The organism is Spirillospora sp. NPDC047279, from assembly GCF_040643285.1.
Classification (GTDB): Bacteria; Actinomycetota; Actinomycetes; order Streptosporangiales; family Streptosporangiaceae; genus Spirillospora.
Genome location: NZ_JBEYUA010000005.1, coordinates 424,558 through 450,168, shown reverse-complemented (window position 1 = coordinate 450,168; position 25,611 = coordinate 424,558). Strand labels below are relative to the sequence as shown.

The window sequence follows — 25,611 nt, the reverse complement described above, 5'->3', positions numbered from 1 at the left end:
CACGCCTCAGCCTCCGGGCCCGGGTCACCGCGGGTGGTCGGCGGAGCGGGCGGCGATGAGGACCTCGATGCCGTCCAGGATGCGCTGGAGGCCGAACTCGAAGGCGTGCTCGGGGCCGATGGCGCCGCCGTAGACCTGCGCGGCGGCCGTCCCGACCCGTTCGCCGAGCGGGTAGTCGCCGGGCCGGATCACCGTCTCCAGGACGGGGGCGGTGATCTCCCACCACTCCTCGTCGGTCATGCCGGTGCGCCGCTCGGCCTGCGCGGCGTCGACCGAGCTCTTGGCCGAGCTCTGCGCGTGCCCGTTCACCAGCGCGATCACCGAGTCCATCTCGACGTCGGTGAGGCCCAGGCCGTCGACGGTGCGCAGCTCGTACTCGTACTTGCCGATGAGCTGGGGGCCCATCGGCGGCCGGCCGGTGGAGATCTCCAGCAGCCACGGGTGCCGGTGGAAGAGGGCCCAGTTCTGCCGGGCGATGTGCTCCAGCCCGGACCGCCAGGCGTCCCGGACCCCGCCGGGCGGCACGTCGGGCGGCGGGGCGAGCTCGCCGCTGGCCCGGTCGACCATCACGTCGATCAGCTCGGCCTTGCTCGGCACGTAGGTGTAGATCGACATCGCCGCGACGCCCAGCTCGTCGGCGATGCGGCGCATGGACAGGGCGCCCAGGCCGTCCGCGTCGGCCAGCGCCATCGCGGTCGTCACGATCCGGTCGACGGTCAGCTTGGGCTTGGGGCCGCGCCGCGGCGGCCCCTGGACGCCCCACAACAGCTCCAGGCTGCGTTTGGGGTCGCCGGTCCCGCTGTACTCCACGCTCACGATCTCCATCCTGGCAGACCACCCCGGGAAATCTCGTACGCCCTACGGGATGAAATCTTGTACGGCGTACGTTATAGTTTGCGGCATAACTTCGTACGGTGTACAGAGTGGAGGGCGGAACCATGGGCTCCACAGAGTTCGCGGTCGCGGCCGAGGGGCTGCGCAAGCGTTACGGCGACACCCGGGCCCTCGACGGGGTCGACCTCAGGGTGCCCGCGGGCACCGTGCACGGCGTTCTCGGCCCCAACGGCGCGGGCAAGACCACGCTGGTCCGCGTCCTGACCACGCTGACCCGACCCGACGCCGGGCGTGCCGAGGTCGCCGGGCACGACGTCGTCCGGGCCGCCGGGCGGGTGCGGTCGCGGGTCGGCCTGGTCGGGCAGCACGCCGCGGTCGACGAGGTCATCGGCGGCCGGCAGAACCTGGTCATGTTCGGGCGGCTCTACCACCTGGGCACGCGCACCGCGCGGAGCCGGGCCGACGAGCTGCTGGAGCGGTTCCGGCTCACCGACGCCGCGCACCGGCCGGTCGGCACCTACTCCGGCGGCATGCGGCGCCGCCTCGACCTGGCGGTGGGCATGATCCTCGCACCGCCCGTGCTGTTCCTGGACGAGCCGACCACGGGCCTCGACCCGCGCGGCCGGATCGAGGTGTGGGACGCGGTCCGCGCCCTGGTCGGGGGCGGCACCACCGTGCTGCTCACCACGCAGTACCTGGAGGAGGCCGACCAGCTCGCCACGGACGTCTCGGTCGTCGACCACGGCCGGATCATCGCCTCCGGCACGCCCGAACGGCTCAAGACCCGGCTGGGCGGCGACCGGCTCGACGTGGTCGTGCGCCACCCCGCCGACCTGGCCGTCGCGGCGGAGATCCTGGGCAAGATCGGCGGCACCGGCGCCGACGTGCACGCCGACGCCCGCCGCATCGACACCCCGGTCACCGACCGGGTGGCCGCGCTCACCGACGCCGTCCGCGCGTTCGACGCCGCCGGCATCGCGGTCGAGGACATCGGGCTCCGGCGGCCCACGCTCGACGAGGTGTTCCTGGACCTGACGAAGGAACGAGAGGAAGTGGCATGACGCTCGCCACGCTCACCCCGATCCCGGTGCCCGAGCCGCCGCGCGGCCTCGCGGCCCGCCTCCGCTGGACGCTGGCCGACGCCTGGACGATCACCGGCCGGGCCTTCGCGCACTGGGGCAGGCGGCCCGACGAGGTCCTGATCGGCCTGTTCTTCCCGGTCATGGTCGTGCTGATGATGGGCTACCTGTTCGGCGGCCAGATGCAGGTGCCGGGCGGGGGCGGCTACCGGGAGTTCATCATGCCCGGCATGTACGCGATGACCATGGTGTTCGGCATCGAGGCCACGTTCACCGCGATCGCCAACGACGCGTCCAGGGGCGTCACCGACCGGTTCCGCTCCATGCCCATCGCCGCGTCCGCGGTCGTGCTCGGCCGCTGCACCGCCGACATGATCAACTCGATCGCCGGGCTGGTCGTCATGGTCACCTGCGGGCTGCTCGTCGGCTGGCGGTGGCACGAGGGCCTCGGCAACGCGATGCTCGCGTTCGGGCTGCTGCTGCTCCTGCGCTTCGCGCTGCTCTGGATGGGCGCCTATCTGGGCCTGGTCGCCAAGGGCTCGGAGTCGGTCATGGCCATGCAGATCCTGGTCTGGCCGATCAGCTTCCTGTCCAGCGCGCTGGTGGCGCCCAGCACGATGCCCGGCTGGCTCGGCACGATCGCCGAGTGGAACCCGATGTCGGCCACCGCCACCGCGACCCGCGACCTGTTCGGCAACCCGGGCGTCACCGACGGGACGTCGTGGGCGGGGGAGCACGCCCTGCCGCTGGCGGTGGCCTGGCCGCTGGTGATCGTGGCGGTCTTCCTGCCGCTGGCGGTGCGCCGCTACCGCCGCCTCGGCCGCTGAGCCCCTACCGGTCAGTATCCTGGGTGCGTGACTGCCAAGAGCCCCCGGCTGATGTTGCCCGCGCTGCGCGAGGTGTACGAGGCGTACGTCCGCGCGGCCGGCGAGCTGCCGGCGCTGCCGGGCGCGCTCCAGGCGGAGGTGTGGACCTCCGCCCAGCTCGGGACCCTGGAGGCCGCCGCCCCCAACGCGCAGGGGCGGCGGGCCGCCCTGGCCGACCTGATGATGAGCCTGCGCGCCGCGGGCACGCCCGGCGCCTACGCGTTCCTGCGCGCGCTGGAGGCCATCGGCCCGGAGGAGGGCCGCCGCGCCGCGGGCAAGGCCGCCGACGGGGTGCGCAACCTCGCCGAGCCGTCCTGGCTCAGCGCCCTCGGCCGGGTCACCCCCAGCCAGGTCTGGCTGATCCAGGAGGGCCCGCTCGACGGCGACCGGCTGATCTGCGAGTTCCGCTACGAGAACGGCGACCTGCACGCCCTGGCCGTACGCCTCCAGCACGGCGACGTGCCCAGCGAGATCGTCATCGTCGGGGACGTGCCCGCGCTGATGACGGCGGCCCGGCAGGCGATGCAGGCCGAGCTGTGCGTCGTCCAGCCGTACGACCCCAGGGCCGTCGGCGCCCGCCTCCGCGCCGCCCTCGACGACCCCGGCCCGCTGCCCGAGGACTGCTACCCCGCCCTGACCCTGGCCCGCCACCGAGCCGCCGCCCTCCCCTCCTGACCCGACCCGGCCGCTCAGCCGGCTCGAGGCGGGTCGGGAAGGACGTCCGCGGCGTCCAGGGGCCAGCGGCTCTCACGGAGGCTGATCCGATCCTCGTAGGGGTACCGGTCGTGCTCATCGGCGGGAAGCGGTGACGTGACGAAGCAGCGGTTGAGGAGCAGTTCCCGGCGTTGCTCCAGGGTCGGCCCGGCGGCCGGATCGTGGTCCGGAGGCGCGGACCGCCCGGCGAGGCTGCGATCGCCGTCCCAGTTGAAGTGCAGGCCGTCGGAGTCCTCGTAGAAGCGTGGGAAGGACGTGCGCCACTGGGAATTGGACCCCCACCCGTGGGAAGGGTCGTCGGCGCCGCGCGGTGTCCGCCGGAAGGTGAAGTAGAGGGTGGACGTGGTCGCCACCGTGGCGTCGATGAGGCGGGACGGCGCCCGGAGGTGCACGCCGGCACGGCAGAACAGCAGGTCACCGAAGCGGAAACCGGGCCAGACGACGTCCTCCACCGTGACCTCGCCGGCGGTCTCGTCGACGCTGACCGCGAAGATCTCATGGTGGAACGGTGAGAACGCGGCACCGTGCTCGAACCGCTGCAGGCCCACCTGGGCGAAGAACCGTTCGTGCTCGGACAACCATCGGTGGTCGGGCCTGCGCCCGCCGGTGACGCCGAGACCGGGCCCGGGATCACCGGCGGGGCAGCCGAGCTCGATCAGGAAGTCGCCGACCCGGCTGAGCGCGTACAGGGCCCAGAGATCCTCACCGCCGGACCGGAGCGCGGAATCGCGGCGCCGCAGCGGCGCCAGAGCCTCCAGCGCCTCGGCGACGGGCGCCCGCCATGCGCGGAGCACGGTGTGCTCCTCGCCCTCCCGCACGTCGATCAGGGCGGAGTAGAGGTCGCGGAAGAGCCGGCGGCGGTCCATGGTCGTATCTTCGGCGGCCCGGTGCCCGGGCGCACGCGGATTTCCGGCGTGCGCCCGGCGGGGTCAGGCGGGGATCGTGAGGAGGGTGTGGTCGTCGCCGGCGGTCCGGACCTCGTACCGGCTGATCTGCGCCGGGGTGAGCGACGTGGCGCCCTGGACGGTCAGCGGCGGCCCGGACCCGGGCTGGCCGTAGCCCTTGGGCGGGACCTTCCAGCCCGCGATCTGGTGGGCCCGCCCGTCGCGGTCGATCGCGACCAGGTTGCACTCCAGCGGGCCGCGGACCCGGTCGAGCTTGAAGGCGATGGAACTGCCCCATAGCTTGCCCTGCGTGGCGACGGTGGCGGCGACGCCGGTGACGGAGTTGGTCGCGGACTTGGCCTGGGCGCCGCTGAGCAGGGCGTCGGCGCCCGCGTCCGGGGGCGGCGCCGCCACGGTCGGTGTCGGCGACGGGGTCCCGCCGTCCGAGGCGATCGTGGTGCCCAGGCCGAACGCCCCGGCGAGCAGCACGACCCCGGCCGCCACGCTGACCAGCGTGCGCGAGGCGGCGCGGCGCCGGTCACGGCGCACGCGGCGCTGGATCAGGTCCGACACCACCGCCGGGTCGGGCTCGACGGGGAACGTCCTGAGCGGGTCCTCGATCGGCGCGATGCCGTCGAGGGTGGCGGCCACGTTGCGGAGCACCCCGAGCTCCTCGTGGCAGGACAGGCAGGTGGACAGATGGGCCTCGAACGCGCGCCGGTCGGGCTCCTCCAGGAGGCCGAGGGCGTAGGCGCCGACGTCGATGTGCTGAATGCCGGCGGTCATGGCGTGACGCCCCTTTCCTCCAGAGCGACCCGAAGGGCCCGGAGCGCGTAGTAGACCCGTGACTTGACCGTGCCCACGGGTATCCCCAGATGGTGCGCCGCCTCGTTCACCGTGCGATCTCGGAAGAAGGTCTCGTTGAGGATCTCGCGGTGCGCGGGCGACAGGGACAGCAGGGCCTCGGAGACGACCACTGAGCGCAGGAGATCCTCCATCCCGTCGGGGGCCCGCAGGTTCTCCAGCGGGCCCTCGCCCGCCTCCTGGGGCCTGGCGTTCTTGCGGCGCTGGTCGTCGATGACGATGCGCCGGGCGACCGTCGCCAGCCACGGCAGCAGGGAGGCGGCGTTCTCGTCGAGCTGGGCGGCGCTGCGCCAGGCGCGGATCATCGTCTCCTGGACGACGTCCTCGGCCCAGTGGCGGTCACCGCCGGTGAGCCGCAGCACGAACGACAGCAGCGGGCGGCCGTACACGCGGTACAGCTCGGTCACGATCACCTGGTCGTCCACGTCGCCGGGGCGCGTGCCGCGGAACCAGCTCCACGGGCCGCTGGACACGCGGTCGGCGGCCGGGGCGGTGGGGGATCGGTGGGCCATCGGGGATCTCCGGGGGCTGCGGGGGTACGGGGGACGAGTGCGCCGGCGGGCCTTCGGCCCGCGCCGGGGGTTCCGGGCCTGCGCCCGGACCGGTGTGCCGGGCCGCTAGCCCGGGCCTCCTCCGCCTCCGTATCCGCCCCCAGTCTGCGCCGGACCGGGCGCCGGCGCCGTCGTTTTCGCGCCATTGGGCTTGCTGACGAACCACGCGCCGCCCATGCCCTGGCCGAGCGCGTCACCGGGGCCCTGGTCCTTGGCGTACCGGTACAGCGGCCAGCCGCCGACGGTGAGCTGCCAGGTGCCGTCGGGCCTGAGCAGGCGGCCGATGGCCGCGCGGTCGACGCCGGTCGTCTTCAGGTCGGGGAACCAGCGGGCCGGCGGCCAGGTCTGGGCGCAGGCGCCGATGCAGTTCGACCGCGACGGCCGGGCGAGGTCCTTGTCGTACCGGTAGAGCGTGCGGCCGCCGCCGTCCATCAGCATGCGGCCCAGGTGCAGGCTCGTCATGGCGCGCAGGCTGCGCTGGCTGGTCTTCGCCTCGGGCGCCGCGCCGACGGGGGCGCCGCTCGCCGTTCCACCGGAGCGGCCGGTGCCGCTCGCCGCCGACGTGCCGAAGCCGTAGTTTCCGCCGCAGCCGGCCAGCGTCAGCGTCAACGCCGTCGCGCCGCCCATCAGGGCGACCCGTCGCCGCACCTCCATCGTGCTCCTCCGGTGTGAGCCAGGTGTCACGTTGGGAAGCAGTACGCGGGTGAGGTGCCGCGCGGTTCAATGCCGGTCCTTCACTAACTAGTTCGCTAGATCTTCCTTACCTGTGGGGCGTCGGGGCACGGCATGCCGTCGTAGACATGTCGTCGTGGTCCTCCGCCAACGGCAACACTCACTCCCACTTGGAGCGAATGCGGGCACGGGGCCCGACTTTGCTCGGAGGACCGGAAGGCGACGGATGAACAGCAACGGGCACCTGGTCTACCGGCTGCTGCTGGCGGTGGACATCCAGGCGTACAGCAAGCGCGACGTGCGCGAGCAACTCCTCGCGCAGCAGCACCTGTCCGACGCGCTCGACCGCGCCGCCGCGAGCGTGGGGCTCGACCGCGCCCTGTGGGCCAAGCAGGTCGGGGGAGACGGCGAGCTCGCCACCCTCCCCGAGGGCGTCGACCCCGCGCCGGTCGCCGGTGACTTCGTGATCCGGCTGGCCGCCGAGCTGCGCGCGATCAACGGCGAGCGGCGGGCGGGCGCGCGGCTGCGCGTCCGGCTGTCGCTGCACCACGGCACGCTGACCGCGGGACCGTTCGGCCCCGCCGGCGACGCGCCGATCGTCGTCCAGCGGCTGCTCGACTCCGGGCCGCTGCGCCGCCTGCTGGCGGCCGGCACCGACCGCGACCTCGCCTACATCGTGTCGGACTCGCTCTACGAGGACGTCGTGCAGACCGGGTTCTGCGCGCTGCCACCGGCCGGGTTCGAGCAGATCAAGGTCACCGCCAAGGGCGCGGTGTTCCGCGGTCACGTCTACACCGCGGGCATGGCGCGCGTGGACGACGGCGCGGCCGGCGGGGGAGACGGCCCGCCGGGCGGAGCCCGGCCGGACGCCCGCGTCTACGACTTCCCCGCGCTCGCCGGCCAGGGCTGAGCCACCGGTCAGGGCCGGGCCGGGAAGCAGAACGCGTCTCCGGGGGTTGAGCCCGGCAGAGACCCTGACGAGAGAGGCGGGACCCGGATGACCGACGACGCGGCGCTCAGGCGGCTGCTGGCGGACCGTGACCTGGGAGTGCTGGTCACGATCAAGAAGGACGGGAGGCCGCAGCTGTCCAACGTCAACTACCACTACGACGAGGACAGGGCGCTGATCCGGGTGTCGGTCACCGACGACCGCGCCAAGGCCCGCAATCTCAGCCGTGACCCGCGGGCCAGCCTGCACGTGACGACGCCGACGGGCGCGGCGTACGTGGTCGCCGAGGGCACCGCCGAGCTCTCGCCGGTCGCCCGGGACCTCGACGACGCGGCCGTCGAGGAGCTGATCGAGGTGTACCGCGACGTCCGCCGTGAGGAGCACCCCGACTGGGACGACTACCGCCGCGCCATGGTCGCCGACGGGCGCCGGGTCGTGCGCCTGCGCGTGGAACGGCTCTACGGCTACGCGCCGCCGTCCGCCTGACCTCGGGCGACGCGTTACCGCGGCGCGCCGGGCTCCCGGCCCGGCGCCCGCGTACGCCCGCCAGGGTAGGGCCGGGGGCCGCCGCTACCCCGCCCGGAGCAGCGGCGAAGCCTCCGGCCGTGCGATGTGCGGCAGGGGGCCGCACCGGCACCGTCGGTTCCATGACGACCACGACCCGTACCCCGAAACCCGCCGCGGGCACCGGACGGTGGCGCATGTCGCCGCGCACCCGCAAGGCCAACCTGGTCCTGCACGTGATCGTGTCGATCACCTGGCTGGGACTGGACGTCGGCCTCCTCACGCTGACGCTGGTCGGCCTGACGACCGAGGACCCCGAGACGCTGCGCGCCGCGTACGTCTCGATGCGGTTGTTCGGCGACCTGCTGCTGATCCCCGCGGGCCTGCTGACGCTGGTCACCGGCCTGGTGCTCGCCGTCGGCACGCACTGGGGCATCACCCGGCACTACTGGGTGCTGGTCAAGCTCGTGCTGACGCTGACGGCGTTCACCCTCACGATCTTCGCGCTGCGGCCCGGCCTGCACGAGGCGGCCGAGGCGGCGGCCGCCACGCCCCTGGCCGACAGCGGTCCGGAGATGCTCTACCCGCCGGTCGTGTCGCTCGCGATGTACGTGACCATGGCGGTCCTGTCGGTCTACAAGCCCTGGTCCCGCACCCCCTGGGCGCGCTGACCCGTGCCGGTGACCGGGGGCGGCGACCAGGGCCGCCGACCAGGGGTCCGGTGCGATGGACGGGCGGGGCGTTCAGCGGATCGCGCAGAGCAGACGGTCGTCGCCGCGCTGCCACCACGTGGTCACACCCCGCGCACGCGCGCCCGTTCCCCGCCGCGACGTTCCGTGTCACGCTGACGATCGCGGCGAACGGGACACCGGACGAACGGGAGACACCGCATGTGCGACGATCCGACGCTGCCCCCCGAGGTGAGGCGGGCGCTGGCGGAGTACCGCGACCTGCTCGACCGGCACGGTCCGACCTGGGGTGAGGACCCCATCATGTACGTCCGCCAGATGGACGTCGACGCGTTCATGACCGACGAGGCCACGTTCTGGCTGACGTGCGTGCTGCGCGCGGCCGAGCTCCACCCCGGCGCGACCGACGACGAGCTCGCCGCGCGCATCGTCGACCTGGACTTCCACCGGATCATCCGCGACGTCCTCGGCGGGCAGGTGCTCGACAACCTCGGCGCGCTGCGCGTCACGCCCGGCGGTGTCACGCTCGACGCCCGCCCGCGCGCGGTGATCGGCGGCGAGCCCGTCGCCACCCACCTGCTCGTCGACTCCACCCGGGCGGTGCCGGTGGTCGTCAAGGTCGACGGCGCCGCCCACGAGATCGAGCCGGGCGGCGCCCGCATCGTCGCGGTGACCGGCGCCGGCTCGCTCTCGGTCGACGGCGAGGCCGTGGCGCTCGACGGCCTCACCCGCCCCGCCCGGGCCGCACGGCTGCGGCTGCGCGCCGGGTTCCCGTGCCGGTGGACGGTCGTCGGCGAGCACGGCCAGGGCTGGTACCCCGAGGGCGCTCCGCCCAACCGGGACGCCGACCGCATGCCCTACTTCCACGGCGACGACCTCGTCCTGGACGTGCCCGCCGAGCCGCTGACCGTCCGCGTCACGCGCGGGATGGAGTACGAGACGCTCGAACGGGCCGTCGCCCCCGAGGGGGAGACCCTGGTCGAGCTGACGCCCGCCCGGCTCTACGACGCCGCCTCGCTCGGCTGGTACGGCGGCGACCTGCACGTCCATCTCAACTGGGGCGGCGACGACGTCGGCACGCCCGCCCAGGCCGCCGCCCTCCAGCACGGCGAGGACCTGCACGTCCTCAACCTGGTGGCGGGCAACGTCTCCTCCGACCGCGTCTACGACCGCGAGGCCCTCGAACACTGGGCCGGGCAGGACCTGCCCTGGTCGGATGCCACCCACATCGCGCGCATGGGCGTCGAATACCGCAACGACGTCCTCGGCCACCTGTACGCGTTCGGCGTGCCCGTCCCGCCCGAGCGGTACCACACCGGGTTCCTCGGCACCGTCGACTGGCCGCCCAACAGCGCGGCCTGCCGGGACCTGCGGGCACGCGGCGCCATCATGGGCTACAGCCACCCGTTCCACATCCCGATGCGCGAGGACGACCCGCCCGCCGCCGCGCTGACCGCCGGGCGCAACTGCTCGGCCCGCGAGTGCGTCGCCGACGCCGCGCTCGGCCTCATCGACAGCATGGACGTGCTCAACCACTCATCGATCGTCACCACCGCGATCGTCTACCGCCGCCTCCTCGGCGCCGGCAACGTCCTGGCCGTCACCGCGAGCACCGACGCGATGTTCTCGTTCAACCGGCGCGGCAGCCAGTCGAGCCCGCCCGGCTGGGAACGGGTCTACGCCAAGGTCGACGGCCCGCTCAGCGCCGAGTCGTTCGCCGACGCCGTCCGGCGCGGCCGCACCTTCGCCACCACCGGGCCGTTCCTCCGGCTGGACGTCGACGGGCACGGCCCCGGCGACACCCTCGCCCTCGACGCGGGCGACCGCGTCACCGTCACCGCCGGCACGATCGGCCCCGAGGTCGCGCACGTGGAGATCCGCACCGCCGAGGGCGTCATCGCCGCGGGGCCGCCCGACCGGATCACCGCCGAGCTCACCGTCACCGAGCCGACCTACGTCGTCGCCGTCGCGACCGGGCCCCGCAACCCGCGCTCGTTCCACCTCATGGGCTCCTACGCGCACACCAGCCCCGTCTACCTCGACGTCGGCGGCGCCCGCGTGGCCCGCGAGGACGACCTGCGCTGGTGCCTGGACTACCTCGACGCGTACGAGGAACGGATCCGCGCGCACGCCCGCCTGGAGACCGCCGGGCAGCTCGACGACCACCTGCGGCTCATCGAGGACGCCCGCGGCGTCTACCGCGCCCGCCTCACGGCGCGGGAATGAGCAGCTGGCGCGAGGCGCACGAGGCGTCGCACCGCTTCACGTGCTGCGACAGCCAGCGCACGAAGGCGGCCAGCATCAGCCGGAGCCCCACGCGCAGGAACGGGCCGGTGCCGGGTATCAGCGGGTCGAACACGGCCTGCCAGCGGATGAAGGTCGCGCCGTCCCTCTCCTCGAGCCGGACGTCCGAACGGTAGTTGCGGACCGGCATCCCGGACAGGGCGACGTAGGCGAAGTGGAAGGGCGGGTCGAAGACCACCGTCTCCTCCCGCACCGGCGGGACCTTCTTCACGCTGCCGACCCCGTAACGCTGCTCGTCGCCCTGGCGGGCCTGCCGGGCGCGCGCCGGGAAACGGCCCCACTCGCTCCAGGCCTCGGGCACCGCCAGGTGCTTGAAGACCGTCTCGGGCGAGCAGGCGGCCGTCGCTGTGACTTCGATCTCGTACGGCATGACGACTCCGGATAAGGGCGTAGGAGCGAAGGCACCCCGCAGTTCCTTCGCTCCTACGCGTTCGTGAGGGCCCCGTTAGGTGAGGTCGGGACCGTAGACCTCCCAGAGTTCGCCCGCGAAGAACCGGCCGAACTTCAGCATCGCGCCCGGCCCGCTAGGGCCGGACGTGCGGAACGTGGTCAGCTGCCGCGCGAAGTCGGTCAGCTGGATGTGCAGCACGCCCGCCGCCACCACCTCGGCGCCGGAGTCCCCGTCCTCGTCGACGTGCCCGTCCAGCACCCTGCAGTACAGGGTGGAGGTGTCGGGCCAGATGCGCGTCGGCGGGCCGTGCAGCACGTTCTTCTCACCTGTGAGGGTGCGGGGCCGGTCGTGGTCGTCGGTGAAGAACAGGCGGTACTTCATCAGACGACGGTCCTCCGCGCCGGTCGGCGCGAAGAGGTTGAACCAGCCCCGCTGGACAGGACGCCGGCCCCCGCAGCCAGCGGCGTCGATCCACCCTTCGGCCCGCGCGGTGTGCTCGGGTTCGTCCAGGAACCGGGCCACGTCGTCGGCGGTGATGGTGAGGCGGAACGACGCGCGTTCCCGGCCCTCGCCGATCGCGCCGGTGCGCGGCTCGGTCGCCCCGAAGGTGAGGAAACCCTTCATCTCCTCGGTGAACGACAGCGACGTACGGTCGGGCTCTTCCGCGGACGACCCCCGAGTCTCCACGGTCTCCCCCGAATCCGACGCGTACGCCGAGTCGTTCACCACCCCGTTCGGCGAGCCGGTCCCCGTTACCGGCTCGGCCCCCGTGACGGGGTGCTTTCCTGGCGCGGCCGCCTTCTCCAGAAGGCGCGTGCTCATCCGGTCGGCGAGCGCCGCGATGGTCAACGAGGGGTTCGGTCCCACCGGTCCCGGCATCGCCGCCCCGTCGGCGATGTAGAGACCGGGGAACCCGAACACCTCGCCGAAGGCGTCACAGACGCCCCGGTCAGAGTCGACTCCCATGGGCGCGCCGCCGAGCGGGTGCGCGGTGATGACCCGCTTGCGGAACCACATGGGGTTGTCGGAGTAGTCGGCGCCCAGCACGTCGGCCAGGGCCTGCATGGTCTTGCGGAGCCGGATGAAGTGCGCCTCGCTGGTCTCGGTGGTCCACAGCGCGTTCAGCCGGTCGTCCTTCAGTTCCAGGCGCCCGTCGGCGGTGTCGCGGCCCATGCCGAGCAGGGGCAGCGAGCTGATCGACAGCGCCCCGTCGCCGATGAGCTCCGACAGCTCCTTGGACAGGTTGGTGTCCGGCGCGTCCTGGAAGAACTCCAGGAACCTGCCGAGCATGAACTTGACGGCCCGCTCGATCTGGTCGCCGATGTCGAACGGCTGCACCATCCAGTCGACGAAACCGGGGTAGCCGCCGTCCTGGATGTAGGCGCCGCGGCCCGCGCCCGGGTAGCCGTCCCGCTCGTCGGGCAGCCGGATGGTGCTGGTGATGACCGGGCCCCGGCTGGCGTCCAGCGGCCGGACCCGGTTGCGGTCCTTGGCCCTGAGCAGGAACGTCAGCAGGTCGCCGTTGCCGCTGAAGCGGGTGCCCAGCGTGTCGCTGAGGCCCTTCAGGTGCTTGCGCGACTTCAGGAGCAGGAACGTGGTGCCGTAGGTGCCCGCCGCGAGGATCAGCCGGTTGCAGGTGATCTTCTTGATGCGGCGCTTGCGCAGCCGGTCCTCGATGTCGTGGTGCAGGTAGTCCACCTCGTACCCGCCGCCGGGCAGCGGCCTGATCGCCTTCACCTCGTGCGAGGTGCGCAGGTCGGCGCCATGGTGGGCGGCGGCGGACAGGTAGGTGTGGTCGAGGCTGTTCTTGGAGCCCTCGTTGCAGCCGATGTCGCACTCGCCGCACAGCCGGCAGGTGCGCCGCTGGCGCAGCCCGTGCACGTTGCCGTAGCCGGCGTCCACGATGGGCAGGCTGAGCCCCGGCGCGGCGCCGCGCTCGGGCGAGAAGCTGACCGCCAGCGGCGGCAGGCTCCAGTTGAGGCCGAGCTCGGCCGCCGCGTCCTGCATCGCGTGCGTCTTGGGCGTGTCGTCGTAGGGCGCGCGGTCGATCGGGTACGGCGTGACGCCGAGCAGCTTCTCGACCTCGTCGTAGTGCGGGTCGAGGTCCGCTCGGGTCACCGGCCACGACTCGTAGCCGCCGCTGGGCATCTCCTCGTCCTGCACGAACCAGTGCTCGTCCTTGCGCAGCATCACGTTCGCGTAGAGCAGCGAGCCGCCGCCCAGGCCGCTGGAGACGATCGAGTCGAAGCCGCGGAAGTGCCAGACGTCGAACATGCCGTACAGGCCCGCGTCGGGGTCCCAGAACGCCCGCCCCATCGCGCTGGGGGAACGGGGGAAACTGCCGGGAGGGTACGGCTGGCCGCGTTCCATCACCACGACCTGGTGCCCGGCCTCCGCCAGCCGGTAGGCCGCCACCGAGCCGCCGAAGCCGGACCCGACGACGAGCGCGTCAACGTGTTCCATGTCAGCTTGCCTTCCGCTTCAGGAAGTCGAGCACCTGCGGGAACACCTCGGAGACCGAGTCCTTGCCCATGAACGGGTCCTGATGGCCGTAGCCGGGAAGGATCTCCAGCTCGTGCCGTCCGGGATCGGTCGTCTCCAGAACGCGGTGGAACTCGATGTTGGAATCGGTGAAGACGTGGTTCTCGTCTCCGGTCAGCAGCAGGATCGGCGTGTCCAGCTGGAACTCGCCGGACCGGAAGGCCGCCAGGTAGTCGTCGGGCAGGGCGGCGTGACGCGGGTCGCGCGGGGCGTACTTCACCGCGTGGCCCGCCTTCGCCATCTTGTGGATGTGGCGGTAGTAGTGCACGCCGACCGCGCCGAAGAGGTCGGGCAGCCGCCCGTGGGTGACCGGCGACATCTTGTCGTGGCTGTAGATGGGCCGGCCGCCGCCCCACATGAACGAGAGCATGTGGCACGCGCGCTCGCGGCACTCGCGGTGGAACGGCGAGACCACCCGGGAGAGCATCCAGCCGCGGGTGAGGACCGGGCTGGCGCCGAACCGCGGGTCGACGAACGGCGGACCCAGCACGTACTCCATCAGGGCCGGGCCGTAGGCCAGCTTGATCCTGGACCAGGCCGGCGTCCGGACCTCCAGGCTGACGCTGCTGCACGTGAGGCTGGCGATGTCGCTCACGAGCCCGGCGAACAGGCTCATCGTGAAGCTCACCGAGCCCAGGCAGTGCGTGATGACGTGCACCCGCCGGTCGCCGACGTGCCGGCGCAGCTCGGCGAGCGCCGCCGGGTGGTCGAAGAGGGCGACGTCGTCCAGCGTGTAGCGGTGCGTCTCGGTGTCGTACGGGTACCGGCTGCTCATCCGCAGCTCGACCGTCCAGACGTCGCCGAAGCCCGAATCGTGCAGGTGGTTCACCAGGTTGGCGTGCTCCGGCATGATGAACATGTCACTCGACGTGGTCAGGCCGTGGACGAGCAGCACGACGTCGTCGCACTCCGCGCGCTTGTACCTGGTCAGGCTGAGCCCGAGACCGTCCTCGGTGGCGAACGGGTGCATGGACACGTCCGCCTCGGTCACGCCCGAGAGCGTGAACCGTGCGATGCGCTGTTCCATGGCGTGATCCCTCCGTCTTCGTGACGCCCTTACCTTGCCAAACACGTACGAGATCACGGCATCGTGGAATACCCGTACTTACGTCCGACCGGAGCCCAGGACGACTCCGTAGAGGGCGTACGTGAGATAAGAGTCGAAACTACCCTTGCCGGTTCATGGTGGTCGCGACGCCTACCCGCGAACTCACGCCGACCTTGGCGAACACCCTGGACAGATGCGTCTCGACGGTGCGGACGCTGAGGAACAGGCGCTCGGCGATCTGCTGGTTGCTGCAGCCCTCGGCCACCAGCGTCGCGATCTCGTGCTCCCGCGGCGACAGGCCGAACGGCAGCTCCTCCTTGCCGCCGGCGCCGCCCCCGCGGCTGGTGCCCGGCACGCGCACCCCGAGCTTGCGCTGCTCGCGCACGGTCTTGGCGAGCAGGGCGGCCATGTCGCAGGAGTCGAAGATCTTGGCGGCGGCGCTCAGCCGTTCGCGCGCCTGCGCGCGGTCGCCGGCGTCGCGGAAGGCGATCCCGGCCGCGAACGCGGCGCGCCCGGCCTCGGGGCGCCGGCCCGCCTTCTCCAGCAGTTCGACGGCCTCGTCGGCCAGCACGGCGGCCTGCGCGGGCTCGGCGGCGCGGATCGCGTGGGACACCGCCAGCCGGGCCACCCCGACCTCGCCGTTGAAGTCCTGGAAGGCCAGGGCCTCGGCGATGTCGGCCCACTTGCGCGCCTCGTCGGGGCGGTCCCGCTCGGCGCTGACCCAGGCCAGCATCTCGGCGAACGCCACCAGGGAGCCGAAGTCGAGCCCCTGGGTGCCGTCGCCGCAGGCCTCGATGAGGGCGGCGGCGCCCTCGTCCAGCCGGCCGGAGTTGATGACCGCGACCGCCAGGGCGCAGTGCGTCATGCGGGCCCACCAGTCGTCGGCGCCGGTGTCGTGGGACACCGCCTCCTTGCCGAGCCGCAGCGCGGCCTCGTGCTCGCCCATCCGGCTCAGGGCCAGGCACTGGTAGGTGAGCCCGTACGCGGTCACCTCGGGGGAGCGCAGCAGGCGGCCGAGCGCGGCGGCCTCGTCGGCGAGGGCGGCGGCCTCCTTGAGCCGTCCCTGCAGCGTGTGGACGCGCGCCTGCGCGGCCAGCAGGTAGCCCATGATGTAGCTCTGCCCGGTGGCGCGGGCAATCGTCATGAGGCGCTCGGAGTGGCGCAGCGCGTCGTCGTAGCGGCCCAGCAGGGTCTCCGACCAGACCAGCCACTGCACGTAGTCGAGGCAGGCGGTGAAGTCGGTGTCGGAGGCCGCCGAGAACATCTGGGCGGCGGCCTCGAGGTGGCGGATGGCGTCGGAGATGCGCCCGGCGCCGTACGCGGGCAGCGGCCGCATCGAGGCGACGGCGGCCTTGAGCCCCGGGCCCCATTCCGGCGCGCTGTCGGGGAGGGTGTCGAGGACGGCCTGCGCGCCGCGCACGTCGATGCGCTGGATGCGGTCGGCCACCAGCCGGATGCGCAGCAGCACCGCCTCGGGCGTCTGGCGGTCGGTGATGCGGTGCAGCTCGTCCAGGACCAGCGCCCGCGCCTCGTGCACCCGGCCCAGCTGGCGTTCCATCCGCGCGCACAGGTGAACGGCGGCGGCGCGGCGGGAGATGTCGTCGGGCGGCAGCAGGTCGAGCAGCGTGCGGGCGGTCTCGGTCGCCTCGACGGCCTGGCCGCTCACGGTCTGCACGTGCGCGAGCTCCAGCAGCAGCTCCAGCCGGTCGGGCCGGCCGGGGCCGGTCTCGTCCGCGTCCTGCTGGGCCGGGTCGCGCGCGGGGTCGGGCTCGTCGGGCATCAGCCGCAGCGCGGCGCCGAGCCAGTGCGCGGCGGTGGCGGGCGCCTGCGCCGACACCGAGCGCGCGGCCTCGGTGAGGGTGGTGATGGCCGACCGGTCGCCGAAGCGCGCGGACCGTACGACGTGGTGGGCGCGGACGGGGGCGGGTGCGCCGAGCGCGGCCAGGTGCGCGGCGACGCGGTCGTGCGCGGCCAGCCGCCACCCGGCCGCGGTGGAGGCGTAGGCGACGTGCCGGACGAGCGGATGCCGGAACCGGAACCGGCCGGTCGCGGTGGCGCGGACGACGTCGCGGCCGGTGAGCATGTCGAGCGCGGCCAGCGCCGTCGGCTGGTCCATCTCGGCGGCGACCGCGGCGAGCGCCGGCTCGAACTCGTCGGCGGCGACCGCGGCGGCGCGGGCGAGCAGCAGCGCGTCGGGCGGCAGGGCGCTCAGCTCGACCTGGAGGGCGGTCCGCACCGTCGACGGCACGTCGGTGAGCTCGGCGACGCCCATCTCCCAGCTCTGCTGCTCGGCGTCGTCCTCGTTGCGGCCCTGCTCGTGCCCGCGGTCCATGCGCGCGAGCGCTTCCAGGTAGAACGGGTTGCCGCCGCTGGCCTTGAAGAGCGCCTCGGCGCGGGGCCGGCCGACCTGCGGGCCGAGGAACTCGCCCACCTCGGCGCGGGTGAGCGGCTCCACCGGGACGTAGACGCCCTGCGCGGCGGTGTTGACCAGGGCCGCGAGCCGCGGCGACGCCTGCGCGGGCCGGTAGGCCGACACGATGAGCACGCGCGCCCGCGGCGGATGCCGGACCACGTGGTCAAGCAGCTCGATGGTGGCGTCGTCGGCCCAGTGCAGGTCGTCGAGGATCAGCACGAGCCCGTGGGCGGCGGCGAGCTGTTCGAGCAGGTGACGGACGGTGCGGTGCAGCTGGTAGCGGGCGACGCGCGAGCCCGGGTCGGGCGGCGTCCCGGCCGCGCCCGGCAGCGGCGAGGTCACGTCGGCGAGCGAGGGGAAGATGGTGCCGAGCGCGTCGAGGGTCGCCGGGTTGAGGTTGGGGCGTTCCTCTTCGAGGAGGTCGTCCATCGCGTCGACGACGGCGCCGAACGGCATCTCCTGCTCGAACTCGGCCGCGCGCCCCGACAGCCAGGTCAGCTTGCGCGCGTCGGCCGCGGTGGCCAGCTCGCTCAGCAGGCGCGTCTTGCCCGCGCCCGGCTCGCCGACGAGCGTGACGAAACGAAAGTCGCCCTTGTCGGCGGCCTCGAGAGCTCTCTCCAGCACACGGAGCACGTCCTGCCGCCCCACCAGCGGTGCGCCGGCAGGTGGCCTCCCGGAAGACTGGCCCGCACGACCCTCCATGTCCACACCCCAACAGCGACAGGCGGTCGATACGCCACTTCGTCCCACAGGTAGCGGTTCCCGGGAACCGCGGGGGACACTTTACCGATTCGTTAGTCCGCCATCGCCAGGTAACACGCCCCGGTCCGTCCGATCCATCCGAATTCCGTTCTGCTCTGACCCGCTGTACACGTGCTATCAACCGTCGTCGGGCGCGCTCTGTCAACAGCGGAGCCGGAACTGTACCAATGTCGTCACGTGTCAATGATCGGTTCAGTGCCGTTCCCGGGACCGACACCCTGCCCGGCCAGCGTGCCCACGACGCCCACCCGCGAGGAAACGCCCAGCTTGGCGAAGATGTGGGACATGTGGGTCTCGACCGTCCGGATGCTGATGAAGAGCTTCTCGGCGATCTGCTGGTTGGAGTCGCCGGCGATGACCAGCCTCGCCACGTCGAGTTCCCGCGGTGACAGACCGTGGCCGCCGGCCCTGCGGTCGCTCTTGGACGGAACGTAGACGCCGAGGCGCCGTTGCTCGCGGACGACCTTGGCGTGCAGGCCGCGCATGCCGCACGCGTCGAAGACCTCGCGGGCGGTGCTCAGCCGGGTGCGGGCGAGATCGCGGTCGCCGGCCTCGGCGTGCGCGAGCCCCGCCGCCAGCTCCGCCTGTCCGACCTCGGGCATGCGGCCCGCCGCCGTGAGCAGGCCCGCCGCGTCGGCGGCCAGCCCCGCGGCCTCGTGCGGGTCGCCCGCGCGCAGGGCGTGCGCCTGCGCCAGCTTCGCCAGCCCGGCCTCGCCGTCCAGCTCGGGCGCCGCGAGCTCGGCCGCCACTCCGGCCCACCGCAGCGCCTCGTCCGGACGCGCCTGGGCGGCCTGCGCGGCGGCCATGCGCTCGGCGCTGGACACCAGCGTGCCGGGATCGAGCCGGGTGGCGGTGCCGTCGTTCCACATCCTGCCGAGCGCGCGGGTCCCCTCCTCCAGCCGTCCGGCCGCCACCAGCGCGACCGCGTGCGTGTAGGAGGCCATCGCCTCCCACCATTCGTGCGCCCCGGTGATGCTGGCCACCGCCGCCTCGCCCAGGGCGACCGCCGTGTCGTGGTCGCCGGCGTGGCTCGCCCGCAGGCACTGCTGGGTGACGCCATAACAGAGGACCTCGTCCGAACGCAGCAGCCGTCCCACCTCGGCGGCGTCGTCGGCGATGTCGGCCGCCTCCGCCAGCCTCCCCCGTATCGTCAGCAACCGCGCGTGGCCCGCGAGGACGTAGCCGAGGACGTAACTCTGCCCGGAGGCGCGCGCGATCGTGGTGACACGTTCGAGGTGCCGCAGCGCCGGACCGTACCGGCCCATCAGGATCTCGGCCCAGCAGAACCAGCCGAGGGCGTCCATCTGCTCGGTCAGGTGCTCGTCGGGGGTCGCGTCGACGAGCGCGCCCGCCAGGTCGAGCCGCCGCAGCGCCTCGCCGACGCGGCCGTCCCCGTACGCGGTGAGCGGGCGCATCGACGCGGCGGCCACCTCGAGCCCCGGCGTCCAGCCGGGACCGGTGTCGGGCACCTGGTCCAGGGTCGACCGCGCGCCCTCGATGTCCAGTGACTGGAGCAGGTCGGCGACCCGGCGCAGGTTGAGCATCGCCGCCGCGGGCGTGCGCTGGTCGGAGATGAGGTCCAGCTCGGCCCGGACGACCGCGCGGGCGTGGTCGTGCCGGCCGAGCTGGCGCTGCATGACCCCGTACAGCTGGACGGCCTTGGCCCGGCGGACCCGGTCGCCCGGGCCCAGCAGGCGGAGCAGCCTCGCGGCGGTCGCGCTGCCCTCCTCCGCCTGTCCGCTCACCGCCTGCGCCTGAAGGAGCTCGAAGAGCACCTCGACCTGGTCGGCCTCGCCGGGCATCAGCGCGAGCGCCGCGGTGAACCAGTGCGCGGCCGCGGTCGGGGCGTGCGTCGCGACCGAACGCGCCGCGTCGGTCAGGGTGGCGATGGCGGCGGGGTCGCCGCGCCGGGCCGAATGCTCGACGTGGCGGGCGCGTGCCGTCGCCGGTGCTCCCAGCCCCTCCAGGTAGGCGGCGACGCGGGCGTGCACCGACAACCGCCAGCCCGCGCCGGCCGACTCGTACGCCGCCCGGCGCACCAGCGGATGCCGGAACCGGAACCGGGTGGGCCCGGCGGGGCGCAGGACGTCGCGGGCGACCAGCTCGTCCAGCGCGGTGAGGGCGTCGGCGTCGTCGAACCCGGAGGCGGCCGCGGCCAGGTCGGCGGCGAACTCGTCGGCCGCGACGGCGGCGGCCTGGGCGAGCGTCAGCGACGCCGGGGCGAGCCCCATGAACTCCCGCTCCAGCGCCGCGCGGACCGCGAACGGCAGCCCGCCCGGCACCTCGGGGTCGGCGGCCGACCGCCCGGCGTCGGCGGGGCCGTCCGTGTGCGCGTCCATGTGCGCGTCCATGTGCGCGTCCATGTGCGCGTCCATGTGCGCCAGCGCCTCGAGGTAGAACGGGTTGCCGCCGCTGGCCCGGAAGAGCTCGCGGCGCCGGGACCGGCTGATCCCGGCGGGGAGGAACTCCGCGACCTCCTCCTCGGTCAGTGGCCGCACCGGCACCCGGCTGGCATGCCTGCCCTCGGTGATCGCCAGCAGGCGCGACCTCGCCTGCTGCGGGCGGTAGGACATCGCGAGCAGGACGGGCCCGCGCGGCGGATGCCGGGCGAGGTATTCGAGCAGTTCGAGCGAGGGCTCGTCGGCCCAGTGGACGTCGTCGAGCGTCAGCACGAGGCCGCGCGGCCTGGCCATCGTCTCCAGCAGCCGCCGCATCGCCCGGTGCAGATGGTGGCGGGCCAGGCCCGACACGTCCTGGAACGAGCCCGCGGTGGACGTGGACAACGCCGAGAAGACGGGCGCCAGCATGTACCGCGTGTCGGGGTCGAGGTCGAGGTCGGCCTCCTCCAGGTGGTCGTCGAGCGCGTCGACCACCACGCCGAACGGGGTGTCCTGCTCGAACTCGGCCGCGCGCCCCTCCAGCGACGCCAGCCCGCGTTCGGTCGCCGTGCGCTCGAGCTCGCGCAGCAGCCGGGTCTTGCCCGCGCCCGGCTCGCCGACGAGCGTGATCTGCTGGAAGCCGTTGTCGCGCGTGGCGGTCAGGGCGTGGCCGAACGTCTCCAGCACGTCGGCACGCCCGACCAGCGGAGCGGGTCGGGCGAAGGGTGAAGCGGCACGAGGCGCCATGGTCGTTCCGCGTGGATCGGGGTTTTCGGGAGTTACGAAGTTTGGCACGCGGACGACCGAGAATCCATGTGAACCATGACAAGTGAGTCAAGTCGGTCAGGGGGCCGGGATCGGCACACCGTGCCCGGCGTTCACGCTCAGGACTTGAGCCTCGCCCAGATCCACTTGCCGCCGCCCGGATCCTCGACGTCGCCGTGGTCGGCGGCGAGCGTGGTGATGATGGTCAGCCCCCAGCCGCCGTTGTCGTCCCAGCGCTCGGGGGAGAGGTCGAGCGTCTCCAGGGAGAGGTTCGGCGGCGGGCCGGGGTCGGGCAGCCCGGGCCCGCCGTCCCAGACCGCCATGAGGACGTCGGCGGGCTGGCGGATCAGGAGATAGCGGATCTCCTCGTCCGGGGTCAGCTCGATGGCGTTGGTCGCGAGCTCGGTCGCGACCAGCAGTCCGTCCGCCGTGATGTGGGCGCGGCCCCACCGGCGCAGCTGCGCCTTGGTGATGACGCGGATGAGATGCGTCGCCTCGGGGACGGCGAGGACGGAGACGAGGACGTGGTCCGGCTCGGGCGCCGTGGGCGTGGCCCTGGCGGTTCGCTGGCTGATGTCCTTCTCCTCGCCTACGAGACGAGTGTGCGGAAGGCGGCGCTCGGCTCTGCCTGGAGCTCGCGGCGGAGCAGCCCGGCGTAACGTACGTACACGCGGCGCGCGCTGACCGTGTCGCCCTGCTCGAGGTGGGCGGTGGCGAGGATGCGGTGCGGCCGTTCCGCCAGCTGGTCGATCCGCGTCGCGACGCTCGCGACCTCGGCGGCGCCGGCCGCCTGCCCGGTCTCCAGCAGCGCGATCGCCATCTTCTCCAGGGCGAGCCCGCGCAGCCGGTCCCAGCGTTCCCGTTCGCGGACGGCCTCGTCGTCGTGCGAGCCGCGCAGGAGCTCGGTGCCCAGCAGCTTGACCACGAGCGGGTCGGTGTCGGTGGCCGGGCTGACCCCGTTCATGATGTTGTGCGCCAGCGAACGGGCCGCCCAGTAGTCCACCGAGACGTCGTCGGCGAGGCAGAGCTGCCCGCCGTCCACCCGGAGGACGGCCGTGCCGGTCTTCACCCGGATGCGCCACAACGCCTGGCTCAGCTTCTTGGACGAGTGCGCCGGGTCGGAGTTCGGCCACAGGCCGGCGGTCAGCGCCTTGCGCGACATCTCGCCGTTGAGCGCGAGGAGGATGATGATCCGGCCGGGGAGCCGGGAGAGACCGATCGGGTTTCCGCCGAGCGAGAGGTCGAACTCGGGGAGGAGACCGATGACGGCCTGCCCGCGCGGGGTCGTGTGGTGGGGGTTCACGGTGGCCTCAGGACTTGTGGGGAGCATGCGACCCACCATCTCCATCGGGTCGCCCGCGCGGCATCGTGGCTGACCCTGATTCACCACCGACCCGTACGTGCGTGGGCAGCCGCTAAATGGTCTTAGTGGTCGGCCCCAATCTCCGGGACCGGTCCAAGTCCGCCGTTCAGAGGCCGAGGCGCGACCAGGAGCGCCGCGGAGAGTCGGCCACCCGGCTCAGCGCGACCACGGCGGCCGGGGGAGACCCCGCCCGGTCGGGGGTGAGGCCGCGCATGAACGCGATCTGCTCGAGGCTGGGCGGTCCCACCGCGAGGCTGCGCGCCGTCGCCTCGGCAGCGGTGGCCTGACCGGTGCGGACGAGATAGGCGGCGGCCATCGAACCGGTCCTCCCCACCCCGGCGCCGCAGTGCACGAACACCGGCCCGGGAGAACGTTCGACCGCCGACAGGAACCGCGCCACCTGGTCCTGCGCGGGCGCCTGGCCGTCGCGCACCGGCACCCGCACCACGGGGAGCCCGGCCCGGGCGGGCGCGCGCAGGTCGGCGGCGGAGAGCCGCTCGGCGCGCAGGTCGATCACGGTGCGCACGCCGAGCGCGGACAGCCGCTCGTACCCCTCGGAGGTGGGCGCGCCGCCGCGCCACAGATGACGGTCGACGTGCGTGAAGTTGTGGACGCCCGGAACTCCCTGGACGCGCTGGGCGGCGGCCGCGCGCTGGGCCGACCGTGCCGAACCGCTCATCGCGAGGATGGAGAGGCTGACGACGATCCACGCGAGCGCGTACCCCGCCATGCCGGCGAGCAGGAACCAGCACAGGGGGCGCGGACGCGGACGTGGGAGCGGCACGTTCCGACGATAACGGCGGCCTCGCGATGCCCTGACCGCTACGCGCGAACGCCGCCCGGCGGGCGGCGCCCGGCGGCGGGCCGGGCTCAGCGCTTGACGCCGACGCCGACGAGGCGGGCGAAGGTCTCGGCCGTCTCGATCTCGTCGTCCGGACGCCACTTGGCCGGGTGCGTGAGCCCTGGCTCCAGCAGCTCGAAGCCCTCGAACATGCGGGTCAGTTCGGCGCGGTCGCGGACGGTGAACCCGGTGCTGACCCTCTTGTAGATCTCGTGCGCCCGATCGATGATCTTCGGGTACGAGTCCTTCTCCAGGTGCGAGATGGCCAGGTGGCTGCCCGGCACCAGCCGCGGCCGGAACCGTTCGAGGATGCCGTACGGGTCCTCGTCGTCGGAGACGAAGTGCAGCACCGCGACGGCGAGCAGTCCCACCGGCTCGTCGAAGTCGATGAGCTGCTCGGTGACTGGGTGCTCGAGGATGTCGTCGGGCTTGCGGATGTCGGCCTGCACGAAGCCGACGCCGTCGGCCCCGGCGAGCAGCGCCTGGCCGTGCGCGGCCACCACCGGGTCGTAGTCGACGTAGACGACGCGGGCGGCCGGGTCGATCCGGCGGGCCACCTCGTGCACGTTCTTCTCGGTGGGCAGCCCGGACCCGAGGTCGAGGAACTGCCGGACGCCCGCCGCCACCGCGGTGCGGACGGCACGGCCGAGGAACGCGCGGTTGAGGCGCGCGTCGTGCCGGATCCAGCCGTGCGTGATCTTGACGATCTGCTCGGCGGCCTCGCGGTCGGCGGCGAAGTTGTTCTTCCCGCCGAGCCAGTAGTCGTACATCCGCGCGGCGTTCGGCACCGTGGCGTCGAATCCCAGTGGCCCGCTCATGTCAACTCCCCGTCCTGCGCCCCGCCATTGTGCCGTGTTTGCGGTGATATTGGGGAGAATGATCGGCCATTGCCACTCCCGGCCGTTCACCGGGTCGCCGATCAAGGTTGCCCGGGCCGTCACCGGCCAGGTCCTGGCCGGGGTGACCCCCGCCGGATACGTTCCGGTCGGCGGTGATCCACCCCGGCGACGGACGCCGCGGGGACGCCGCGGAGAGCCACCGCGGACGCACCGCGGGAGAGGAGCCGAGATGGTCGCCCGGACAACCCTGAAGGGGAAGGCCGCGCTGCTGGCGGCGGGTGCGGCGCTGCTGCCCCTGCTCGTGTCCGCCGGATCCGCGGAGGCGGCCCCGGCGGGCGAGTCGGCGCGCGGGCCGCTCGTGCTCGGGCACCGGGGCGCCTCCGGTTACCGTCCGGAGCACACGCTGGCCTCGTACGAGCTGGCGGTCAGGCTCGGCGCCGACTACATCGAGCCGGACCTGGTGCCGACCAAGGACGGCCAGCTCGTCGCCCGGCACGAGAACGAGATCGGCGGCACCACCGACGTCGCCGCGCGGCCCGAGTTCGCGAGCCGCCGGACCACCAAGACCATCGACGGCGCGCAGGTCACCGGATGGTTCACCGAGGACTTCACGCTCGCCGAGCTCAGGACGCTGCGCGCCGCCGAGCGCCTGCCCGCCATCCGGCAGGAGAACACCATCTACGACGGGCGCTACCAGGTGCCGACGCTGCAGGAGGTCCTCGACCTCGCCAAGCGCCTGAGCCGCCGGCACGAACGCCGCGTCGGCGTCATCCCCGAGACCAAGCACCCGACGTACTTCCGTTCCATCGGCCTGCCGCTGGAGCCCGCGGTGGTGCGGACCGTCAAGGCGAACGGCCTGGACCGCGCCGACGGCCGCGTCATCCTCCAGTCGTTCGAGCCGACGAGCCTGCGGACGCTGCGCCGGTCGCTGCGCGTCACGCTGCTCCAGACGATCTCGGCCACCGGCTCGCCCTACGACACGATCGCGAACGGCGGCGGGCCGACGTACGCCGAGATGATCACTCCGGCCGGGCTGAAGCAGGTGCGGGCGTACGCCGGCTGGATCGGCCCCGACAAGAACCTGGTCATCCCGCGGAAGGCCGACGGCTCGCTCGGCACCCCGTCCACGCTGGTCAAGGACGCGCACGCCGCCAAGCTGAAGGTCGGTCCCTACACCTTCCGCAACGAGAACGACTTCCTGCCCACCGACCTGCGCAACGGCACCGTCCGCAGCGACTACGGCAAGGCGCTCAAGGAGTACGACCTCTTCTACCGCACCGGGATCGACGCGCTCTTCAGCGACAACCCCGACACCGCCGTCGAAGCCCGCACGGAGTTCAGCGGCGACTGAGGGCCCCGC

Annotated in this window: 22 protein-coding genes; 8 read left to right on the top strand and 14 right to left on the bottom strand. The window is 73.1% G+C overall.

The window, feature by feature from the left end; genetic code table 11:
* Positions 1 to 24: 24 nt before the first annotated feature.
* Positions 25 to 816, bottom strand: coding sequence for a TetR/AcrR family transcriptional regulator (locus ABZ810_RS15625; protein WP_358403450.1), 792 nt, complete (start codon positions 814 to 816; stop codon positions 25 to 27).
* A 122-nt stretch (positions 817 to 938) separates the two neighbouring features.
* Between ABZ810_RS15625 and ABZ810_RS15620 the strand changes: the two genes are divergently transcribed.
* The 3 genes from ABZ810_RS15620 to ABZ810_RS15610 are packed head-to-tail and all read left to right on the top strand — an operon-like array spanning position 939 to position 3,454.
* Entirely contained in the window at positions 939 to 1,895 is a 957-nt protein-coding gene (locus tag ABZ810_RS15620) for an ATP-binding cassette domain-containing protein (RefSeq protein WP_358403449.1), read from the top strand.
* Complete coding sequence (locus tag ABZ810_RS15615) at positions 1,892 to 2,740, top strand: ABC transporter permease (protein WP_358403447.1); 849 nt, start codon at positions 1,892 to 1,894, stop codon at positions 2,738 to 2,740. The genes ABZ810_RS15620 and ABZ810_RS15615 overlap by 4 nt, the downstream gene beginning before the upstream one ends.
* Positions 2,741 to 2,767: 27 nt before the next feature.
* On the top strand, positions 2,768 to 3,454 hold the full coding sequence (locus tag ABZ810_RS15610) for a hypothetical protein (protein ID WP_358403446.1): 687 nt from the start codon (positions 2,768 to 2,770) through the stop codon (positions 3,452 to 3,454).
* A 14-nt stretch (positions 3,455 to 3,468) separates the two neighbouring features.
* Here ABZ810_RS15610 and ABZ810_RS15605 read toward each other — a convergent pair whose 3' ends face one another.
* From ABZ810_RS15605 to ABZ810_RS15590, 4 genes are all read right to left on the bottom strand, one after another.
* Positions 3,469 to 4,359 carry a hypothetical protein gene (locus tag ABZ810_RS15605; RefSeq protein ID WP_358403444.1) on the bottom strand — a complete coding sequence of 297 codons (891 nt, stop codon included), beginning with the start codon at positions 4,357 to 4,359 and terminating at the stop codon, positions 3,469 to 3,471.
* Between the two features lie 63 nt (positions 4,360 to 4,422).
* Positions 4,423 to 5,163, bottom strand: coding sequence for a zf-HC2 domain-containing protein (locus ABZ810_RS15600; protein WP_358403442.1), 741 nt, complete (start codon positions 5,161 to 5,163; stop codon positions 4,423 to 4,425).
* Positions 5,160 to 5,648 (bottom strand): sigma-70 family RNA polymerase sigma factor, encoded by a 489-nt coding sequence (locus ABZ810_RS15595; protein WP_358403655.1) that lies wholly within the window; start codon positions 5,646 to 5,648, stop codon positions 5,160 to 5,162. Before ABZ810_RS15595 ends, ABZ810_RS15600 begins: the two co-directional genes overlap by 4 nt.
* Positions 5,649 to 5,858: 210 nt before the next feature.
* Entirely contained in the window at positions 5,859 to 6,446 is a 588-nt protein-coding gene (locus tag ABZ810_RS15590) for a hypothetical protein (RefSeq protein WP_358403441.1), read from the bottom strand.
* A 244-nt stretch (positions 6,447 to 6,690) separates the two neighbouring features.
* Between ABZ810_RS15590 and ABZ810_RS15585 the strand changes: the two genes are divergently transcribed.
* The 4 genes from ABZ810_RS15585 to ABZ810_RS15570 all read left to right on the top strand — a co-directional run bounded on the left by ABZ810_RS15585 (position 6,691) and on the right by ABZ810_RS15570 (position 10,832).
* Positions 6,691 to 7,374: a hypothetical protein gene (locus ABZ810_RS15585; RefSeq protein ID WP_358403439.1), complete on the top strand. Its 684-nt coding sequence runs from the start codon at positions 6,691 to 6,693 to the stop codon at positions 7,372 to 7,374.
* 87 nt (positions 7,375 to 7,461) lie between these two features.
* A complete protein-coding gene (locus ABZ810_RS15580) occupies positions 7,462 to 7,899 on the top strand; it encodes a PPOX class F420-dependent oxidoreductase (protein WP_358403437.1) in 438 nt (145 codons plus the stop codon).
* 161 nt (positions 7,900 to 8,060) lie between these two features.
* Positions 8,061 to 8,588, top strand: a complete 528-nt coding sequence (locus tag ABZ810_RS15575) for a hypothetical protein (protein ID WP_358403436.1) — start codon at positions 8,061 to 8,063, stop codon at positions 8,586 to 8,588.
* 219 nt (positions 8,589 to 8,807) lie between these two features.
* Positions 8,808 to 10,832 carry a CehA/McbA family metallohydrolase gene (locus ABZ810_RS15570; RefSeq protein ID WP_358403434.1) on the top strand — a complete coding sequence of 675 codons (2,025 nt, stop codon included), beginning with the start codon at positions 8,808 to 8,810 and terminating at the stop codon, positions 10,830 to 10,832.
* Here ABZ810_RS15570 and ABZ810_RS15565 read toward each other — a convergent pair.
* The 9 genes from ABZ810_RS15565 to ABZ810_RS15525 form a co-directional block, all read right to left on the bottom strand.
* On the bottom strand, positions 10,816 to 11,280 hold the full coding sequence (locus ABZ810_RS15565) for an SRPBCC family protein (RefSeq protein ID WP_358403433.1): 465 nt from the start codon (positions 11,278 to 11,280) through the stop codon (positions 10,816 to 10,818). The two genes, ABZ810_RS15570 and ABZ810_RS15565, sit on opposite strands and share 17 nt — an antisense overlap.
* A 75-nt stretch (positions 11,281 to 11,355) precedes the next feature.
* Positions 11,356 to 13,764: a GMC oxidoreductase gene (locus ABZ810_RS15560; RefSeq protein WP_358403431.1), complete on the bottom strand. Its 2,409-nt coding sequence runs from the start codon at positions 13,762 to 13,764 to the stop codon at positions 11,356 to 11,358.
* A gap of 1 nt (position 13,765) precedes the next feature.
* Positions 13,766 to 14,869: an alpha/beta fold hydrolase gene (locus ABZ810_RS15555; protein WP_358403429.1), complete on the bottom strand. Its 1,104-nt coding sequence runs from the start codon at positions 14,867 to 14,869 to the stop codon at positions 13,766 to 13,768.
* Positions 14,870 to 15,008: 139 nt separating this feature from the next.
* Positions 15,009 to 18,005 carry an AAA family ATPase gene (locus ABZ810_RS15550; protein ID WP_358403427.1) on the bottom strand — a complete coding sequence of 999 codons (2,997 nt, stop codon included), beginning with the start codon at positions 18,003 to 18,005 and terminating at the stop codon, positions 15,009 to 15,011.
* Between the two features lie 233 nt (positions 18,006 to 18,238).
* Entirely contained in the window at positions 18,239 to 21,190 is a 2,952-nt protein-coding gene (locus tag ABZ810_RS15545; RefSeq protein WP_358403425.1) for a LuxR family transcriptional regulator, read from the bottom strand.
* A 137-nt stretch (positions 21,191 to 21,327) separates the two neighbouring features.
* Positions 21,328 to 21,783, bottom strand: coding sequence for an ATP-binding protein (locus ABZ810_RS15540; RefSeq protein WP_358403654.1), 456 nt, complete (start codon positions 21,781 to 21,783; stop codon positions 21,328 to 21,330).
* Positions 21,784 to 21,797: 14 nt separating this feature from the next.
* Positions 21,798 to 22,538 (bottom strand): bacterial transcriptional activator domain-containing protein, encoded by a 741-nt coding sequence (locus ABZ810_RS15535; protein ID WP_358403423.1) that lies wholly within the window; start codon positions 22,536 to 22,538, stop codon positions 21,798 to 21,800.
* A gap of 139 nt (positions 22,539 to 22,677) precedes the next feature.
* Positions 22,678 to 23,355 (bottom strand): dual specificity protein phosphatase family protein, encoded by a 678-nt coding sequence (locus ABZ810_RS15530; RefSeq protein WP_358403422.1) that lies wholly within the window; start codon positions 23,353 to 23,355, stop codon positions 22,678 to 22,680.
* 86 nt (positions 23,356 to 23,441) lie between these two features.
* On the bottom strand, positions 23,442 to 24,230 hold the full coding sequence (locus tag ABZ810_RS15525) for an SAM-dependent methyltransferase (protein WP_358403421.1): 789 nt from the start codon (positions 24,228 to 24,230) through the stop codon (positions 23,442 to 23,444).
* A gap of 250 nt (positions 24,231 to 24,480) precedes the next feature.
* Between ABZ810_RS15525 and ABZ810_RS15520 the strand changes: the two genes are divergently transcribed.
* Positions 24,481 to 25,602 (top strand): glycerophosphodiester phosphodiesterase, encoded by a 1,122-nt coding sequence (locus ABZ810_RS15520; protein WP_358403419.1) that lies wholly within the window; start codon positions 24,481 to 24,483, stop codon positions 25,600 to 25,602.
* Positions 25,603 to 25,611 lie beyond the last annotated feature (9 nt).

Bases quoted from the DNA above. Each gene is read 5' to 3' on its own strand.
- ABZ810_RS15535 (WP_358403423.1), bottom strand. From the start codon at position 22,538: ATGCTCCCCACAAGTCCTGAGGCCACCGTGAACCCCCACCACACGACC.
- ABZ810_RS15605 (WP_358403444.1), bottom strand. From the start codon at position 4,359: ATGGACCGCCGCCGGCTCTTCCGCGACCTCTACTCCGCCCTGATCGAC.
- ABZ810_RS15555 (WP_358403429.1), bottom strand. From the start codon at position 14,869: ATGGAACAGCGCATCGCACGGTTCACGCTCTCGGGCGTGACCGAGGCG.
- ABZ810_RS15545 (WP_358403425.1), bottom strand. From the start codon at position 21,190: ATGGCGCCTCGTGCCGCTTCACCCTTCGCCCGACCCGCTCCGCTGGTC.
- ABZ810_RS15590 (WP_358403441.1), bottom strand. From the start codon at position 6,446: ATGGAGGTGCGGCGACGGGTCGCCCTGATGGGCGGCGCGACGGCGTTG.
- ABZ810_RS15615 (WP_358403447.1), top strand. From the start codon at position 1,892: ATGACGCTCGCCACGCTCACCCCGATCCCGGTGCCCGAGCCGCCGCGC.
- ABZ810_RS15575 (WP_358403436.1), top strand. From the start codon at position 8,061: ATGACGACCACGACCCGTACCCCGAAACCCGCCGCGGGCACCGGACGG.
- ABZ810_RS15620 (WP_358403449.1), top strand. From the start codon at position 939: ATGGGCTCCACAGAGTTCGCGGTCGCGGCCGAGGGGCTGCGCAAGCGT.
- ABZ810_RS15565 (WP_358403433.1), bottom strand. From the start codon at position 11,280: ATGCCGTACGAGATCGAAGTCACAGCGACGGCCGCCTGCTCGCCCGAG.
- ABZ810_RS15520 (WP_358403419.1), top strand. From the start codon at position 24,481: ATGGTCGCCCGGACAACCCTGAAGGGGAAGGCCGCGCTGCTGGCGGCG.
- ABZ810_RS15550 (WP_358403427.1), bottom strand. From the start codon at position 18,005: ATGGAGGGTCGTGCGGGCCAGTCTTCCGGGAGGCCACCTGCCGGCGCA.
- ABZ810_RS15525 (WP_358403421.1), bottom strand. From the start codon at position 24,230: ATGAGCGGGCCACTGGGATTCGACGCCACGGTGCCGAACGCCGCGCGG.
- ABZ810_RS15600 (WP_358403442.1), bottom strand. From the start codon at position 5,163: ATGACCGCCGGCATTCAGCACATCGACGTCGGCGCCTACGCCCTCGGC.
- ABZ810_RS15580 (WP_358403437.1), top strand. From the start codon at position 7,462: ATGACCGACGACGCGGCGCTCAGGCGGCTGCTGGCGGACCGTGACCTG.
- ABZ810_RS15570 (WP_358403434.1), top strand. From the start codon at position 8,808: ATGTGCGACGATCCGACGCTGCCCCCCGAGGTGAGGCGGGCGCTGGCG.
- ABZ810_RS15585 (WP_358403439.1), top strand. From the start codon at position 6,691: ATGAACAGCAACGGGCACCTGGTCTACCGGCTGCTGCTGGCGGTGGAC.
- ABZ810_RS15560 (WP_358403431.1), bottom strand. From the start codon at position 13,764: ATGGAACACGTTGACGCGCTCGTCGTCGGGTCCGGCTTCGGCGGCTCG.